The sequence below is a fragment of the Nodularia spumigena CCY9414 genome (assembly GCF_000340565.2).
GTDB lineage: Bacteria > Cyanobacteriota > Cyanobacteriia > Cyanobacteriales > Nostocaceae > Nodularia > Nodularia spumigena.
In genome coordinates, this window is the sequence record NZ_CP007203.1 from 1,338,095 (window position 1) to 1,354,271 (window position 16,177).

The 16,177-nt window shown below is 41.0% G+C and carries 17 protein-coding genes and 2 pseudogenes; 6 read left to right on the plus strand and 13 right to left on the minus strand.

Annotated elements, in window-relative coordinates:
• Positions 1-195: 195 nt before the first annotated feature.
• A complete protein-coding gene (locus NSP_RS05875; RefSeq protein ID WP_006196846.1) occupies positions 196-1,089 on the plus strand; it encodes an alpha/beta fold hydrolase in 894 nt (297 codons plus the stop codon).
• Between the two features lie 309 nt (positions 1,090-1,398).
• Positions 1,399-2,400 carry a serine/threonine protein kinase gene (locus tag NSP_RS05880; protein ID WP_006196847.1) on the plus strand — a complete coding sequence of 334 codons (1,002 nt, stop codon included), beginning with the start codon at positions 1,399-1,401 and terminating at the stop codon, positions 2,398-2,400.
• Here NSP_RS05880 and NSP_RS25895 read toward each other — a convergent pair.
• From NSP_RS25895 to NSP_RS05905, 7 genes are all read right to left on the minus strand, one after another.
• Positions 2,390-2,620, minus strand: coding sequence for a hypothetical protein (locus NSP_RS25895; RefSeq protein ID WP_006196849.1), 231 nt, complete (start codon positions 2,618-2,620; stop codon positions 2,390-2,392). The two genes, NSP_RS05880 and NSP_RS25895, sit on opposite strands and share 11 nt — an antisense overlap.
• Positions 2,613-3,284, minus strand: coding sequence for a ribosome maturation factor RimM (gene rimM / locus NSP_RS05885; RefSeq protein WP_006196850.1), 672 nt, complete (start codon positions 3,282-3,284; stop codon positions 2,613-2,615). Before rimM ends, NSP_RS25895 begins: the two co-directional genes overlap by 8 nt.
• A gap of 4 nt (positions 3,285-3,288) precedes the next feature.
• Positions 3,289-4,572, minus strand: a complete 1,284-nt coding sequence (locus NSP_RS05890) for a valine--pyruvate transaminase (protein WP_017803888.1) — start codon at positions 4,570-4,572, stop codon at positions 3,289-3,291.
• 280 nt (positions 4,573-4,852) lie between these two features.
• Positions 4,853-5,074: an SUMF1/EgtB/PvdO family nonheme iron enzyme gene (locus NSP_RS25145; protein WP_144360589.1), complete on the minus strand. Its 222-nt coding sequence runs from the start codon at positions 5,072-5,074 to the stop codon at positions 4,853-4,855.
• A 21-nt stretch (positions 5,075-5,095) separates the two neighbouring features.
• Positions 5,096-6,154 (minus strand): RNA-directed DNA polymerase, encoded by a 1,059-nt coding sequence (locus NSP_RS05895; protein ID WP_006196852.1) that lies wholly within the window; start codon positions 6,152-6,154, stop codon positions 5,096-5,098.
• Positions 6,151-6,498, minus strand: coding sequence for a diversity-generating retroelement protein Avd (gene avd, locus NSP_RS05900; protein WP_006196853.1), 348 nt, complete (start codon positions 6,496-6,498; stop codon positions 6,151-6,153). The genes NSP_RS05895 and avd overlap by 4 nt, the downstream gene beginning before the upstream one ends.
• Positions 6,499-6,665: 167 nt before the next feature.
• Positions 6,666-8,159, minus strand: coding sequence for a formylglycine-generating enzyme family protein (locus NSP_RS05905; protein ID WP_006196854.1), 1,494 nt, complete (start codon positions 8,157-8,159; stop codon positions 6,666-6,668).
• A 100-nt stretch (positions 8,160-8,259) separates the two neighbouring features.
• Between NSP_RS05905 and NSP_RS05910 the strand changes: the two genes are divergently transcribed.
• Both NSP_RS05910 and NSP_RS26705 read left to right on the plus strand, forming a co-directional pair.
• On the plus strand, positions 8,260-8,520 hold the full coding sequence (locus NSP_RS05910; RefSeq protein ID WP_006196855.1) for a hypothetical protein: 261 nt from the start codon (positions 8,260-8,262) through the stop codon (positions 8,518-8,520).
• Positions 8,521-8,647: 127 nt separating this feature from the next.
• Positions 8,648-8,833 (plus strand): hypothetical protein, encoded by a 186-nt coding sequence (locus NSP_RS26705; protein WP_144360507.1) that lies wholly within the window; start codon positions 8,648-8,650, stop codon positions 8,831-8,833.
• A 255-nt stretch (positions 8,834-9,088) separates the two neighbouring features.
• Here NSP_RS26705 and NSP_RS05915 read toward each other — a convergent pair whose 3' ends face one another.
• From NSP_RS05915 to NSP_RS05935, 5 genes are read right to left on the minus strand one after another with little or no spacing between them, the layout of a single operon-like run.
• A complete protein-coding gene (locus NSP_RS05915) occupies positions 9,089-10,144 on the minus strand; it encodes a hypothetical protein (RefSeq protein ID WP_006196856.1) in 1,056 nt (351 codons plus the stop codon).
• Positions 10,141-11,106 carry an AAA family ATPase gene (locus NSP_RS05920; protein ID WP_006196857.1) on the minus strand — a complete coding sequence of 322 codons (966 nt, stop codon included), beginning with the start codon at positions 11,104-11,106 and terminating at the stop codon, positions 10,141-10,143. Before NSP_RS05920 ends, NSP_RS05915 begins: the two co-directional genes overlap by 4 nt.
• Before the next feature lie 3 nt (positions 11,107-11,109).
• Positions 11,110-12,126, minus strand: a complete 1,017-nt coding sequence (locus tag NSP_RS05925) for a hypothetical protein (protein ID WP_006196858.1) — start codon at positions 12,124-12,126, stop codon at positions 11,110-11,112.
• Between the two features lie 9 nt (positions 12,127-12,135).
• Positions 12,136-13,002 carry a trypsin-like peptidase domain-containing protein gene (locus NSP_RS05930; protein ID WP_006196859.1) on the minus strand — a complete coding sequence of 289 codons (867 nt, stop codon included), beginning with the start codon at positions 13,000-13,002 and terminating at the stop codon, positions 12,136-12,138.
• A complete protein-coding gene (locus NSP_RS05935) occupies positions 13,002-13,346 on the minus strand; it encodes a CU044_2847 family protein (RefSeq protein ID WP_017803889.1) in 345 nt (114 codons plus the stop codon). Before NSP_RS05935 ends, NSP_RS05930 begins: the two co-directional genes overlap by 1 nt.
• A gap of 314 nt (positions 13,347-13,660) precedes the next feature.
• On the opposite strand from NSP_RS05935, the gene NSP_RS05940 reads away from it, so the two are divergent.
• Both NSP_RS05940 and NSP_RS05945 read left to right on the plus strand, forming a co-directional pair.
• The gene (locus tag NSP_RS05940; RefSeq protein WP_006199249.1) at positions 13,661-14,770 is read left to right on the plus strand and encodes an S-(hydroxymethyl)glutathione dehydrogenase/class III alcohol dehydrogenase; all 1,110 of its coding nucleotides are present in this window, start codon (positions 13,661-13,663) and stop codon (positions 14,768-14,770) included.
• Between the two features lie 553 nt (positions 14,771-15,323).
• Positions 15,324-15,782 (plus strand): annotated as a pseudogene (locus tag NSP_RS05945) (alpha/beta hydrolase-fold protein); the annotation flags it as partial.
• A 28-nt stretch (positions 15,783-15,810) separates the two neighbouring features.
• Here the strand turns inward: NSP_RS05945 and NSP_RS05950 are convergent.
• Positions 15,811-16,177, minus strand: a pseudogene (locus NSP_RS05950) (RNA-guided endonuclease IscB); the annotation flags it as partial.

The following is a 16,177-nucleotide window of genomic DNA, read 5'->3' on the forward strand; positions in this document are numbered from 1 at the left end:
TGATATCAGCGTAAATGAGTTAACCATTAATCATAACATTTTTTGCTCCTTGTGTCAAGAGTCAATAGTTCCTTGCATCAGCTTCAATTGGGAAATATTGTGGAAATTATTTAGCCAAGGCAAATAGCATTTTTGCCAAAATTCTTAACTGTCAGGGAGAATATCATATAGAGTAATACTTCATAAATTTTAATAATGACCGGAACTACACAGCAGCTACCTTTAGCAACCTTAGAAAAACTGGTTTGGACTTGGCAAGGTTACAAAATTCAATATACCGTCATGGGTACAGGTCGCCCCTTGGTACTGGTTCACGGCTTTGGTGCTTCTATTGGACACTGGCGGAAAAATATCCCTGTTTTAGCCAACGCAGGCTATCGGGTTTTTGCTTTGGATCTTTTGGGGTTCGGTGGTTCAGATAAAGCAGCAATTGATTATACTGTAGAAGTCTGGGTAGAACTGCTGAAAGATTTTTGGGCAGAACACATCCAAGAACCTGCGGTATTTATCGGTAATTCCATTGGTGCGCTTTTAAGCTTGATGGTGCTGGCTGAACATCCAGAAATTACGGCTGGTGGTGTTTTAATTAACTCGGCTGGTGGTTTGAGTCATCGTCCCCATGAGTTAAACCCACCTTTACGGATGGTGATGGGAGCTTTTAACAGATTTGTGCGATCGCCTATTACAGGTAAATTTGTTTATAATCGCATTCGTCAAAAATCCCAAATTCGTCGCACCCTATACCAAGTTTATCGCAACCGTGAAGCCGTCACAGATGAACTAATCGATATTCTTTATACTCCATCTTGTGACCCCGGAGCGCAGCAAGTCTTCGCCTCCATCCTCACAGCCCCTCCTGGCCCTACTCCAGAGGAACTATTGCCCAAAATCCAACGTCCTTTATTAGTAATATGGGGTGCTGATGATCCTTGGACACCAATTACCGGAGCCAAGATTTATGAACAGGCGTGTGATCATGGCAAAGATATCAAGATTGTTCCCATTCCTAACGCGGGTCATTGTCCCCACGATGAAGTTCCAGAGGTTGTTAACGCCCAAATTGTTGCTTGGTTGGGGCAGAATTCATAATTGAGCATACAAGGGTTGTTAAACTGGGTGACTACCTCTTAATTTTTTAACAGTTATCAGTGAACAGTTTCATTCGCAGCCTTTAGGGACTTCCCCATCAAAAATATTCCCTACATCCTCTGAACATAGGTCTGATATAGCAAAAGTCAAAAGTCAAAAGTCAAAAGTCAAAAGTCAAAGACTCGCTGTGACTGGATTTTAGGTTTTTGTCATGTCCTAACAACCTTGGCGGTTGCGATAACTGTTTACTGATAACTGTTCACTGATTTAATTGCACCTTGACAAAATCAAACTCAAATGGTAAGTTTAATGGAGCTTGATGTAGATAATCGAGAGCCAATTAGCCTAAGTCATTATCCTAATTTTTCTGAGCTAGGCTATCAAGTTATTAGAGAACTAGGACGCAACCAGGTAGAAGGGCGTATTACTTACTTGGCTAAGGTTTGTAAATCTCATCAACAGGTAGTCATTAAAGAGTTCAATTTTGCTAGTACGAGTGCTGACTGGTCGGGTTTGAAAACTTATGAACGTGAAATTCAAATCTTGCAACAACTTGATCATCCTCGTATCCCTCGCTACATAGACTCTTTTGAAACGCCAAATAATTTTTATCTAGTACAGGAGTATAAAAACGCTCCATCGCTGGGGTTAAGTCACAGCTTTAACCCGGAAGAAATCAAACAAATAGCGGTATCAATTTTAGAGATTTTAGTTTATCTGCAACAACGCACCGACCCAATTATTCACCGGGATATTAAGCCAGAAAACATCTTAGTTGATGAACAGCTAAATGCTTACTTGGTTGATTTTGACTTAGCTAGGTTACAGGGAGTGAAAATGGCTCTGAGCAGTTTAGCTTCTGGAACTCCCGGTTTTATGCCACCAGAGGAACAACTTGGTCATACCCTCACCCAAGCTTCGGACTTGTATAGTTTAGGGGTGACACTGATTTGCTTACTTACTGATACCAGTTCTATTGATATTTGTAAGTTAATAGATCATAAGTATTGCTTTAATTTCCAGAAACTATTTCCCCAACTTAATCCGCGTTTTAAATCGTGGTTGATGAAATTGGTGAAATGTCAGAGTAAATACCGCTATGCTAATGCATCTTTGGCTTTAAAAGCACTTCAGCCAATTCAAGTTAATTGTACTGATAATAACATGGATACTTCAGTTGCGGCAATAAAATTCAGACATAAAACAGTTCTGCTATGCCTAGCCATGATGGGCATCATAGCAGCAGCAACTACAACTTTGATACTTTCCGCGCCCGGAGGCATAGCCAAGCAGATGGAAATTAGGAAGTAGGAAGTGGGGAGAAGAGGCAGGGGAGCAGGGCGCAGGGTGCAGGGGGAGAAGACGGTAACTTCCCCATGACCAATGACCAATGACCAATGACCAATGACCAATGACCAATGACCAATGACCAATGACCAATGACCAATGACCAATGACCAATGACCAATGACCAATGACCAATGACCAATGACCAATGACCAATGACCAATGACCAATGACTATTACCCAATGGCTAGTTCTAGCAACCCAGGGGGGGGAGTAATTTCAATGCGACGGGATGGTAAATCTACCACAGGGGCGATCGCCTTAACAAAAGGTATCAAAAGTTTCTTCGGTGATTGCGGCTGTAATGTTTCTGACTCGACATCGGGAATTTGCTGATGCAATTTGACTTCCAATAAAAAATTACCAGCCGGAATGACATCTACCACCTCCCCCACAAGTTCCCCAGATTCCTGCATAAATACCAACATCCCGATCAAATCGGTGACATGATATTCATCTTCGCCTAATTGGGGGCGATCGCTTGCGGGAACCATCAACTTATAATCGCGCAAAGCCTCAGCATCATTGCGATTTCTCACACCAGCCAAAGAAATTATACAAAGATTTTTCCCCTCCACATAACGTCCTGACAACAACTCCACAGGTTGTGGTTCCCTATCACCAGGATGCCATAACCAACGAGTTCCCGGAACCTCAAACCGCTCCGGAAAATCCGACTCCGGATAAACCCGCAACTCCCCAGACAAACCTTGAGGAGCGACAATCTTCCCAATTTCCAACCATTCATCAAGATTCGGGACTGGGTTGAGAAACTTCCCCCCTGCTCCCTGCGCCCTGCTCCCCTGCTTCTTCTTGGCGACCTTTGCGCCTTGGCGGTTCGTTTTCATAATCTTAAGCACTCACAACAGCACGCTGATAAACTCGTTCAGCCACTTGTGCCAAAAGTTGCATACCCGTGACAATTTCCGCATCACTACCAGTCAGACTAATGCGTAAACACTGATGCTTGTGCGGCCATTCTTCCCGCAAACCAGGGAAAAAGCTACTACCAGGAACAACAATCACACCCACTTGCTTTAATTCTTGGTAGAATTCCCAATCAGTGATGGGTAAATCCTGGAGCCACAACCAAGCAAAAATAGCACCTTCACCGCGATGGAGGAACCAAGGTAAATCCTTGGGCATTGCTGTATCTAAAGTATCTTCTAGCACAGCAAATTTTTTCTGGTAGAAGGGACGAATCACTTCTTCAGCGATTTTAGCTAAAGCACCAGAATTAATAGCACTAGCGGCGATCGCTTGTCCATAGCGTGAAGGATGAATACACAAATTTGTCTGAAAGGACTCCAATGCTTGGATAATGCCTTCATCACCAATAGCGACACCGATACGTTCACCGGGTAATCCGGCTTTGGATAAACTCAGGCAGTGTAAAATATTCTCACCGAACACTGGTGTCATTTCTGTGAAATTCAAAGCTGGGAAAGGCGGCGCATAAGCCGAGTCAATCAACACAGGTACATCATGAGGTGCAGCCAAAGCCGCAATTTTTTTCACTTCATCGTCGCTGAGAACATTACCTGTGGGGTTACAGGGACGAGAGAAAAGGACACAACCCGTGCTTTCTGTAATTGATAGTTGGCTGAAGTCTGGACGATATTTAAACCTGTGAGCCGCAGCATCAATATCCAAAGTTGGTTTATAGGCTTTTAAGGCTTCTTGCTCTAAACAGACACCGCCATAACCCGTATAGTCGGGACTGAGAGGTAAAACGATTTGTTTGAGTTCACCGTTATTTGTGTATCCACCGAAGGCATTGGCAGCGTAGAAGTAAAGGCTTTGACTACCGGGTGTAATTAAGATATTGCGATCGCTCAAGTTTAAACCATAGCGCTTGTTGAAGTCATTGGCGATCGCCTCAATTAACGGAGCATAACCCTGACTGGAACCGTAACGACAAACCACCTCACCGTATTCCGAACTAGCCAATAACTCCGCCGTACAGTCGCGCCATAACTGTTCCACCTCCGGCAAAATCAACGGGTTCCCAGCGCTCAAATTCATAAATTCTTGCCCCGCCCCAGCTTTTAACGTTTCTACAATGTCCTTCATAATCGCTCTTACACCAGTCAGGTTAGACATTTGAGCGCCAATTTTCGTTAGGGCAGGGTTCATAAGCTTTGTAACAATAAAGATAAGATCAAAGTTAGCAAAATTCTGGCGGCTTGATATCATTGTCCAGGTTTGCCGCCTGTAACTAATGTACCAATATCATCGGCAAAAGCAATTGGGCAATTTTCCTGGACGCAAGACCCCATACAAAATGTAGTGCAGTTTGGGGAATGAGCGATCGCAGTACTTTATCTACTCAAATTTGACTAATTCATCTATTGCAATTTATTTGTAGAGTTGAGCAACTGTTCGGTTTGCACCTACCAAGCTACCCAACTCAGTTTTATTTTCGGATATCGTCACCGACATCACAGGAACAGGTCTGGACTCTTCTTCGGCACGCTCGACGCATTCCCATACGCCGACTCTGGCACAGAAGAGCGCTCGCGGCGGAAACTACAACCCGAAAACCGATGTTGTTGTTCCTATTGTCCGGGTCGTTGTTGTTACGATACGCAGAACGGCAATTCCTCGGATTGTTGTTCCAGGAACCACCGCGCAGCAGCCGGAAGTGCCTGCCCCTTCTTCACTCTCTCGTAAATACAAGAGATGCGAATATCTGTTGACGTAATCGCCAAGTGTCCCCGTATGTAATGTGGGCTACCCAGCTTTCAATTGAACTATGTACGTCTTTAAACTCAATCTTACCTTGACTGTAGTCACTTTGCAGCTGTTTTAATCTTTGCCGTCCCCTTCGCAGATTCTCAGTTCGCACTCGGATTGTATCTGGTAGAATGCGAAATCCTAGAAAACTTGCTCCATGTCGAGTTTCAAATAATTGACTTTTTACTGGATGCAGTTTTAGCCTCAGATTGATCAAGTGTTCTTCTATGGCTAATTTTGCTGCTGCTAAAAATCCATAGTCATCTGAAAACAAGGCAAAATCATCAACATAGCGGACATAATTCTGGGCTTTTATTTGCTCCTTGACAAAATGATCTAAATTATTCAGATAAACATTGGCGAAAAATTGACTGGTGAGATTGCCAATAGGTAATCCCTTGCGTCCTTGTAAGGGCGAAAGTAAATCATCCCCAGGAAAATAGTCAATTACAGATTCTTGAGGATTACTGCTATTAATAATAGTTTCTGCCAACCACAGAGTGTCTTGACATTTTAGTTTGCGGTGTAGCAGAGATTTGAGAATTTCGTGGTTAATACTGGGAAAATATTTTTTAATGTCGCACTGCAAAACATAGCGGTGAGAACGAGCAAAGGTAGTGAAGCGACGTAAAGCGCGGTGAGTCCCAAAACCCAACCGATTGGCATAAGAATCAGTAATAAAAGTTGGCTCGAAAATTGGCACTATAATATTGCATAGGGCATGATGCACTACTCTATCTCGGTAGGGTGCGGCAGAGATTAAACGATGCTTGGGTTCACAAATCTCAAAAGTTTTGTAGCGTCCTGGTTGATAAGTTTTTGACTCTAACTGAGTTTTAATTTTTGCCAGTTCAGCTTCCAAATTATAGTTAAATTTTAAAATATTTTCTCGAAACCGCTTTCCTTTTTGTGCCTGACGTGCCGCTAATATTAAATTACTAAAATCTGTGATTTGAGGATAAAGATTGTTATATCGTTTCATTTCTTGGCCTTTTGGCGCTGTTGTTTAATCCAGCCCCCTAATTCATTGCCGATTTCATTTAGCAGTTGACCAACATATTCATATCGTCGCTGATCAAATTCCCGAAAATCAAATAATAATCTGGTTTGATGACGCAGGATGTCTAATTTAGCATTTAATAGTTCTAGCTGAGTTAACTTTTCTTGGGCGTATCGTGCTAAAATAAGACCTTCGAGGAAGTCGTACAATCCTATGATCATCCTGTCCCCTAAAGTAAATTTATGTTTTTTGGGTAGACGATTCAAAATTGGGACATACCATTTAATCAGGTCGTAGGTTTTTTGGACAATTGGTAAATCTGGCATTGGGTCAATGATAAATTTTTAGGCTACGAAAACATCTTGACAAAATTTACCACTTCTTGCATACTATAGATAGTCGTGCTAAATATAAAAAAAATATCGGCCGCCTTCGGCGGGGGGTTAGGGAAAAAGAAAAAGCGGAGAGGACTCAAGAGCAAGAGTGTAAAGAATTAAGTCCTCGCGGCGGAAACTACAACCCGAAAACCGATGCCGTTGCTCCTATGGTCCGGGTCGAGGTTGAGACGATACGCAGAACGGCAATACCCCGGATTGAAGTTCCAGGAACCACCGCGCAGCAGCCGCGATTGATTATCATTATCATTATTCTTGGTTAGCCAAGCACTACCATTATTGGGTGCGCCTTTATAATTTTCATGCCAATGATCATAACACCATTCCCAAACATTACCGTGCATATCATATAATCCAAAGGCATTGGCTACATAGCTGCCTACTGGACTTGTCTGACCTACGGATTTACCTTTTGGCTCATCACCATAGGTAGTTTCAGCACTGTAATTTGCTAAATCCGATGTAATAGTTTCGCCAAAGTGGAATGGAGTTGTCGTGCCTGCTCTACAAGCGTATTCCCATTCAGCCTCACTAGGCAATCGGTAGTCTTTTTTGGTGTGTGCTTTTAGTCTATCACAAAACTCCACCGCTTCATACCAAGAAATTTGTTCTACTGGTAAATTGTCACCTTTAAAATTCGATGGGTCAGGCTTCAGTTCCCTATTTACTTGCGGGAGAGCGGCTACAGCCCGCCATTGTGCTTGAGTGATGGGGTATTTACCCATAAAGAATGGCGGAACTGTGACTTCATGCTGAGGTCTTTCGTCATCATAACTTTGAGCTTCATTTTTTGGTGAACCCATGAAGAATTGACCACCGGGAATAGACACCATTTCTAAAGTGACATTATTCGGCAGGTGTTCGCTGAAATATTGGGCGGTTTTGGTTTCTGTCTTAATAATTTCTCCGCGACGGTTCACTGTAGGCGTTTGATATTCAAACACCATTGGACGAGGTGGAGGAATTTCACCTTTGAGCAACCTGCCAACTTCTTCAGCAAGTTCTCTTAATGAGTCATACTGACTTAACTGGGGTTGAAACTCTGTAATCAGACGCTGTAACCGGGCTAATTCTGCTTGTCCATTTTTTCCACCTTCAACTAATGCTTGTAACGCATTTCTTATTTCCTCTTCAGCTTGAGTGCGCTGTTCATCTAAATAAACCATTGCAGCCCATTGTTGCGCTTGCAATTGGTCTGGTTTATGGGGGTGAGTTCGCATTAAATAAGTTACATAGTCCAGCAATAATTGGGCTATAGACTTGAGACGATTTCTGCCAAATTTATCCTGAAAAGGTTCTTGTGTAAATTTTGCTAATAAATTTGACCTGACAACCGGAGTCATGGCGTACAATTCATAACCCACTGGACGACACAAATCCGACAACAGTAAATCTGCTTCTGCTATCCAAGGAACTTCTTCGTTGAGTAAAAATTGCACTCGGATATAATTGACCAATTCAGGAGTCAAGACCAAAGGTAAGGCGCAGTGAGCAGCTAAATATTCATAGGATGGCTCAAATCGTCCCACAAAGCGGTTAATTTGCTGCTCGGCTATTTCTTGAATTAATTCATCAGATAAGGGAGTATTCATAGTTCGCCAAGATTGCCAGTACCAAAATCTTTAATTTTACCATCTGATTATCTATAATATAATTGAATTGTCGATTGCTCTAATTATTGGCAAAATGACCATGACGACTGTAACAAAGACTCAAAAAATATACGATGAGTTTATTGATTTTATCGCTCAAGGAACTAGCTCAGAAAGAGTGACCAAGTTTCAATTTTCTGAGGCGACGAAAGAACAGATAGTAGATTTAGTTGAACGCGCCAAAATAGGAGATTTATCTTCGTCTGAAAAAACTGAACTTGAGCAGTTTTTAGTGATAGAGCATCTGATCCGATTGGCAAAAGCTAAAGCTCATCAATACCTTAAATCAGTTTCTGACTAGAGAGATTAATTATGCTTTAAATAGGTAGGCGGAAAAATTTCAAGGTATGTCATTGCGAACGGAGCGTAGCGGAGTGAAGCAATCGCAAGGGTTTTGAGGTTTTTACTTTTAGTTACATAGTTTTTATTTGTGCCTACCTACTTACAGTTTAATAATAGCGATCGCCTCATATCAAGTCCGCTTAATCACTTACGATATGTCATTGCGTTCGCGGAGCGTGGCGTTAGCCATGTGCAACGAAGTGAAACGAAGCAATCGCCTGGACTCTGCGATTACTTCACTTCGCTATCGCTACGTTCGTAATGACAAGTAATTTGCCGGAAATGATATCATAGAAAGACAATTATTAATTGATGTCAATAGATACCCTTCACCTGAAGCTTTAAGAGACCTCCACAAAAAGAAATGCCCAATTGTCATTGCGAATGGAGCGAAGCGAAATGAAGCAACCGCAAAATCTTGGGATTGCTTCGCTACACTCCGTTTCGCTCACAATGACAGCTTTTGGATCAATCATTCTGTGGAGTTCTCTAAAACGAATGAAATGATGGTTGAGAAAATATCCTTTTTAACGAATCTCGGCGATCGCCTGATTTAAGCCATGAGGATCAAGGGGATACATTGGTAATAAATTGGCGATAAATTGGGCTGTAGTTCCGCGCCAGCGTTCTGGGGGTATGGGATTTAACCAAGCGATTAACTTGGTATGTTGTTTAATTTGCCACAAAACTTCCGCCGTAGCTGAAAATCTTTGGGAACGGCGATCGCCTCTTGCTGCTCCCCCATCACTGACAATTAATATACTGGTATTGCCGTCACCAGCTGCTAAAGTTGACTCCAATAGAACTTTCTCTGTTAAATAGGGATCTCGATAGATATATTTTGCCGGTACATTGTGAAAATAACCAACCCGTACCTGCTGGATATTACTTTCGTATTGGGCAGTTTGAACCAAATCCCGTGTAAAGTGGTGAAAAGGGGTCATTGAGCCTTCTTGATCGATTAATAACAGCAAATCAACGTGATTTCGTTCTCTGCGGCCATATTTTGGTGCTAAGAAAAATCCCTGTTCGCAGACTTGAGCGATGGTTGCGGCGACATCTAAAATATCCTCTCTACCATCCCCTACCATTCGCCGTAAATACCGCCAGCTATAGACCATATACCTGCGCGAAATGGGAGCATAAGTTTGGAAATCCCGATCCTCTGTTTGCTGTTCTAATAAACTAATGGGGGATTTGACGGGAAGTAAGGAAAACTCCGGTGTGGGAGTGGGAAAACTGTCTACAGTCGGATGTTGTTCTTCAGAGGATGGAGGGGAAGGATTGGAAGATGGAGTTGATTCTGAGGATGAATCTGGGTTATTTTCCCTTAATTCTTCCTTTTTTGGGGCTGCTTCAGCACTGATAGACCGAAAAACCACTTCTAACTGGTCTTGTTGTGCGAGAGAATGACACCAGAGGGATTTTAAAAGTTTTTTCAGTGCATTTGCATCTTCAGTTCCCCACCCGCCATCAATAGCTTTTAGCGTCACTAAATATTCACTGACACCCAAAGCAAATCCATCCCGCCGCAAGCGGTAGAATAGGCGATCTAACAGAGGATAGGGGTTAAAGTCACTCATACTGAGGGATAATTGGGATTTTGCCAGTCTTGTCGTAATTTAAAGAGTAAGTCTCGATAGGGAATTGTCTTTTCTTGCTGGAGTTGAGTTACAGGATAGGGTTTTGGGGTAAAATGGTCTAAGGCAGCCAGCCAATCTAGAAATTCACTTGTACCAGGGAGCTTAAACAGGTTTTTATCTTCACGTATCTTTAAAAATTTGGCGATCGCTTCCTTGACTAAATCTGCTTTAGGTATGGTAGTTTTATCTACTTTCTGTTTTTGTGTATAGTGAGCATTAACAATCTTTTGTAACTCTTCTGGTTGATTCGGAAACCTGACATAATGATATAAACAGCGTCGTAAAAAGGGAGTGGGTAAGCTACCTTTTTCTTTATTACTGGTAATAATAATAATTGGTAATTTTTCTGGATTAGCTTGGATTTCTTCTCCAGTTTCTCGAATAAAGAATTTCCAAGGCTTTTCTAATATTGAAAGTAAATCATTGGGAAAATCCACATCAGCCTTATCAATTTCATCAATCAACAAAACCGCCGGACATTCATGGGATTGAAAGGCTTTACCCAGAGAACCTAATTCGCGGTAATCTTTAGGTTCTTGAGGATTTCGAGGTTTTTTAGTTTGGGGATTAATTGATGGACTTAAATTTTGGGTTTGGACATCATGGAGGCGCAAAATTGCATCATATTCATATAATCCCTCTTGAACTTTCGTAGTTGAGCGAATATCCCAGCGATAAAAGGGTAATCCTAATTCATAAGCGATGGCTACAGCTAATCGAGTTTTACCACATCCGGCTTCTCCTTCTATTAAAAGTGGTCTTTGTAGAAATATTGCTAAATTTACGGCTTCAATTAATGCGCTATCTGCAATATATGGTTCTAATTCTGTGGGGGAATCAGGATGAGGGTTTTTAGGTCGTGCTTTAGGGTCGCATTTGAAGGTGTATGGAGGAGGATTCATTAATTATGCCTCTAGCAATTTATGTAAATATTTTTCTAAATTTGAACAAACTGTAACGGGAATACCAGTATTAGATAATTTATAAATCCTTTTAGCTAGCTCTTCACTTTTGTTTATAGATAATCCATATACTTCTTGCAGCCAATCATCAATATTACCTTCAGTCCAGTTGTGCAACGGTAACTTTAGGATTTTTAGACTATCAAAATCCTCTGAATTATAACAATAACTCAGATGACCATAAGATTCAGAAGCCATTGAACCTAGAGAAATAAACAAAATAAATTTCACGCAAGCATAATTCTTGGAAATCTCTTGATGTTTTTTGTTTAAGGGATGCCAAAAATACTGAATAAACCAAGATAAAAGTTTATCGTCATTTTCTAGAAGAGAATCCCAGTTGGTAAAATCAAAAAAAACAATACTGTTTCCCTGTACACTGGCACTGATTTGATCAATAATATTCTGAACGTATTTTTGGTCATTAGGATGGGATTCAACTGGCTTAAAATAATCCGCGATCGCATTTAGCAAGCTTCGCTCATCAGAAATATCCTTTCTTAATAAGGGGTCGATAGGACAATACTTAAATTTACCATAACTTTTGCTACTAAGAGAGTATTGAATCTCTGCGACGCATAAATCTCCTCGCATCAAGGAAGTATTTTGCAGTAGAAATAAAGCCGTTCCTCCTTGTTTACCCAAACGGTTTTCTAGTATATCATTGACAGTTTTTTTGGGTTCACAAAAGTTAATTTTAGATAAATTTTGCGTAATAAGCTGTTGTTGATTTGGTATAACAGATAAATTACTTTGACTTTTTAATAACTCAATTTCGTTGTCTACTTTTTTTAGGCGTTGTAAATATTCGTTAAATTGCCTATCTAAATTGCCCTTGTCAACCCAATTTGAACTGTAATTGTATTGTTTACAGATTGCTTCAATATCCTCTTCAATTACTTTTTTCCTTTCTTGCAGAAATTTTAGTTTAGTTTGAATAGAATCTGTCATTTTAATCATTATATTTATCTAAAAATCAGAAAGTTCTCGTTCAATCTTTTCAAGTTCTTCAAAATAGAAAGTAATTTGTCTTTCCAAATTCAAATAATTAGATAAATTGGGATCAAAACTCATCTGCTTACTCACCGCTTCAATATTTTCCTCCAATTGTTGCTTCCGTTGTTCTAGAAACCTTCTCTTGGCTGGTAACAAAGCTGGCTTAACTGACTTCTCTATGGGCTTACTTGTAATAACAACTGACTTCAAATATTGCCAAGCCTTGACTAAAGTTTGATTGGGAATCATAAAAGAGGCTCTTGCAGCTTCTCGCCTAGTATCTGCTGCAACTACCATCCCAACTACTCCCTGTAATTGTTCATCCCAAACCGGAGAACCACTAAATCCTTTAGCAATAGCGTATCCAGTCACCTTAGTATCTTCCAGTTGTACCCATTGTTTAGCATTTTGATCTGATAATACCCCAGTTGCCCAAACTCCAAAAGCAACACCCTGGGGACAACCAAAAACTTTAAATGGATGCTTTGAGAGATTTTCTGATAAAATTAACTTAGTTACTTGGGCTTGAGAAGGTAAGTGTTCCAGCTTTAAAACAGCAATATCTTCAATTAATACATCCGAATTTAAGTCAGATGTAGGATGCCAACAAACAACCGTCGCCTTAATTTTCTCAGTAGAATTAGCTAAGGGAAAATCAACCTGAATTTCTCCATCAGGTATATTTGCTATCGAGCTAGAAATTAATAATGCCTCTCCCACGACATGAGCGCAAGTCAAAGCATACTTTTCTGCCACCAGAAAGCCAATACCAACCACATCTTTCTGATAAAATATCCGAATAATTGAATTTTTATGACTATTAAAATCAATAGCATTCATTAACCATTACCCTGTCCTTTACTACTCCATTTCAAAGTAATTTCATAGCTAACTTCGCCCCCAACAGACGCAAAAATAGCTCCAGCATCCGCCGTTAACTTCAGACCAAATTTAACCTCTACCTCATCGGCGGGTTGGTTGAGGTCGCGTAATTTAGAGATAATAGTAGAAGCCACGGGTTTAATGTTCTCTAAGGCTTCTTCAAATGTCTGCTGCGCCTTGAGGACTTGTCTTCCTGATGGGAGAGCAACTCGCTCAATTCCACGACCTTCTGGTTCATCAACTTCCACCAGGAATTTAGTTCCATCTGCTAGGGAAAACTCAGCTATTTTTTTTTCTTTCATCGTTTATGTATTAATGTGCATAATGGTTAGTCTAGGTAGTGCCTATACAAAGCTACAAATGTACAGAACATCATTCCAGACTTATATTATCAGTAAAATTACGAAATTTATTACGCTTAAGAAAATCTAAACTTTGGCTAAATCTTGCTGTATCCTCTCGCCTGCGCGGACTAACATAAAATTAAGGTTTTCAACCCGCGTAGGTGGGTTTCGCCTGTGTAGCCGCGACTTATAGTCGCCTGGTGCAAGATATGAATTTATAGCCTTCCCTAATATACACTCATAACAGCCCATAACAAAATTTTTATAACATAATGCAAGTTAAAGCAGCAGTTGCTTACGGCGCGGGTAAGCCGTTAACTATTGAAACCGTGGAACTATCGCCACCACGAGCCGGGGAAGTTTTAATTGAGATTAAAGCCTCTGGGGTTTGCCATACCGATGCTTACACCCTTTCCGGTAATGATCCTGAAGGTTTATTTCCCGCAATTTTGGGACATGAAGGCGCGGGTGTGGTGGTAGAAGTTGGTGCTGGTGTCACAAGCCTCAAACCAGGAGATCATGTCATTCCCCTATATACCCCAGAATGCCGACAGTGTGAATATTGTCTAAGCATGAAAACTAATCTTTGTCAAGCAATTCGCGTTACCCAAGGGCGCGGTGTCATGCCTGATGGTACGAGTCGCTTTAGTATTGGTGGAGAAATGCTACATCATTATATGGGAACATCTACCTTTGCTAATTACACAGTTTTACCAGAAATCGCCGTCGCCAAAATTCGCCCAGATGCTCCCTTTGATAAAGTTTGTTATATTGGCTGCGGTGTAACTACTGGTGTGGGTGCTGTAATTAATACAGCAAAACTGGAAGCAGGCGCAAATGTTGTAGTTTTCGGCTTAGGCGGTATTGGCTTAAATGTCATCCAAGGGGCGCGGATGGTAGGAGCAAATATGATTGTCGGGGTAGATATTAATCCCAGCAAACGCCCTTTAGCAGAAAAGTTTGGGATGACGCACTTTGTTAATCCCCAAGAAGTTGAGGGTGATTTAGTGCCTTATTTGGTTGATTTAACCAAAGGCGGTGCTGATTATACTTTTGAATGTATTGGCAATGTGAATGTGATGCGTCAAGCCTTAGAATGCTGTCATAAAGGTTGGGGCGTGAGTGTCGTTATTGGTGTGGCTGGTGCTGGACAAGAAATCAGAACGCGTCCATTTCAATTAGTAACTGGACGCGTTTGGAAAGGTTCGGCATTTGGTGGCGCTAGGGGGCGTACAGATGTGCCAAAAATTGTCGATTGGTATATGGATGGTAAAATAAATATTGATGATTTAATTACTCATGTCATGCCTATTGAGGAGATTAATACAGCTTTTGATTTAATGCACAAAGGTGAATCAATTCGCAGTGTAGTCACATTTTAAAAAAATTGTAGGTTGGGTAGAACGAAGTGAAACCCAACAAATTCGCGTAAATGTTGGGTTTCGTTCCATTGCTCCGCAACGCTGACGCGAACAACACAACCTACCTAGACGGGGTGAAAAGACCTTTAGTCGTTATACCATAGAACAAATTCTCAGCGATCGCTTTTATCCAGAACAACCGGCAAATGATGATTTGATTCATGACTAATCTGAACCTGATCTCAGAATATCAAAGCTTTGGTGGCAAACTCGGCTTTTACTGCTATATAAAACCTAGACAAAACTAGACTTTACTTTCTACTTCAACGGGAGCATGGGAGCAGTTATCCCTCAGTAGACTTTCACGCCTTAGCCAGACGCGATTGTGTTCCAATTAAGTTTCTGAAAAAGACTACCACCATCATTGCTTGGTTTTCGCGTCGGCAATAGTCTCAATTCAATACTTGATATCACCGTATTATATATCAAGTAGTTGATTTTTTCCTAAAATATATATTGATTTTTGTCAATATAAGTATAGTTTTGTCTATGAAATTGTCAACTTAGGACTTGCTCTCACCTTTCCTCCACCTGTAACGGTGAAATGCGCTTCGCCGTCTATCAACCACCACAAGCCACTCAACAGCCAGCACCTGTCCTCTATTTCCTTTCTGGCTTGACTTGTACAGAAGAAAATTTTATGCTCAAGGCTGGGGCGCAACGCTACGCAGCTGAGTACGGCTTGATATTAGTCGCACCAGATACTAGCCCCCGCAACACAGGTATTGTCGGTGAAGATGACGAATGGGATTTTGGTACAGGTGCGGGCTTTTATGTAGATGCTACCGAGAAACCTTGGCATCAGCATTACCAAATGTATAGTTATATAGTCCAGGAATTACCTGCTCTAATTGCCGCAAAATTCCCCATACAACCGGATAAACAAGGTATTTTTGGTCATTCAATGGGCGGACATGGGGCGTTAGTATGTGCCATACGAAACCCGCAACTATATAAATCAGTCTTTGCATTTAATCTCATAAAATTGTAGTTGTCCGTAGTCAAACGTAGCTATACCCGTCACTACAATGAACCTTAGTAATATCTTTCATTGTTGAAAATTCAACTCTAAAACCATTGATAACAATCTCACATCCGTTTTTTGTGGGAGTTTTAACACGACTTACATACTTTCCAGAAGTTATGTTTTTACGATCTTTGTGCAAAGTAGCCTTAACAAAATCTCCTGTAGAAACATGAGTGAATATTTTTTTAGGCTCAGTGCAAGGAAAACCAAATTTATTGATCCTACAGAATCTTCTGCAACTATGCCCCGTGCTTTTTACTGTTAAAATTTTTGTTGTCAGTATTTTGAGAGTTTCAACTTTTCCTACACAAGCAGCATCAATCCAATGAGTTTTAGGCAAT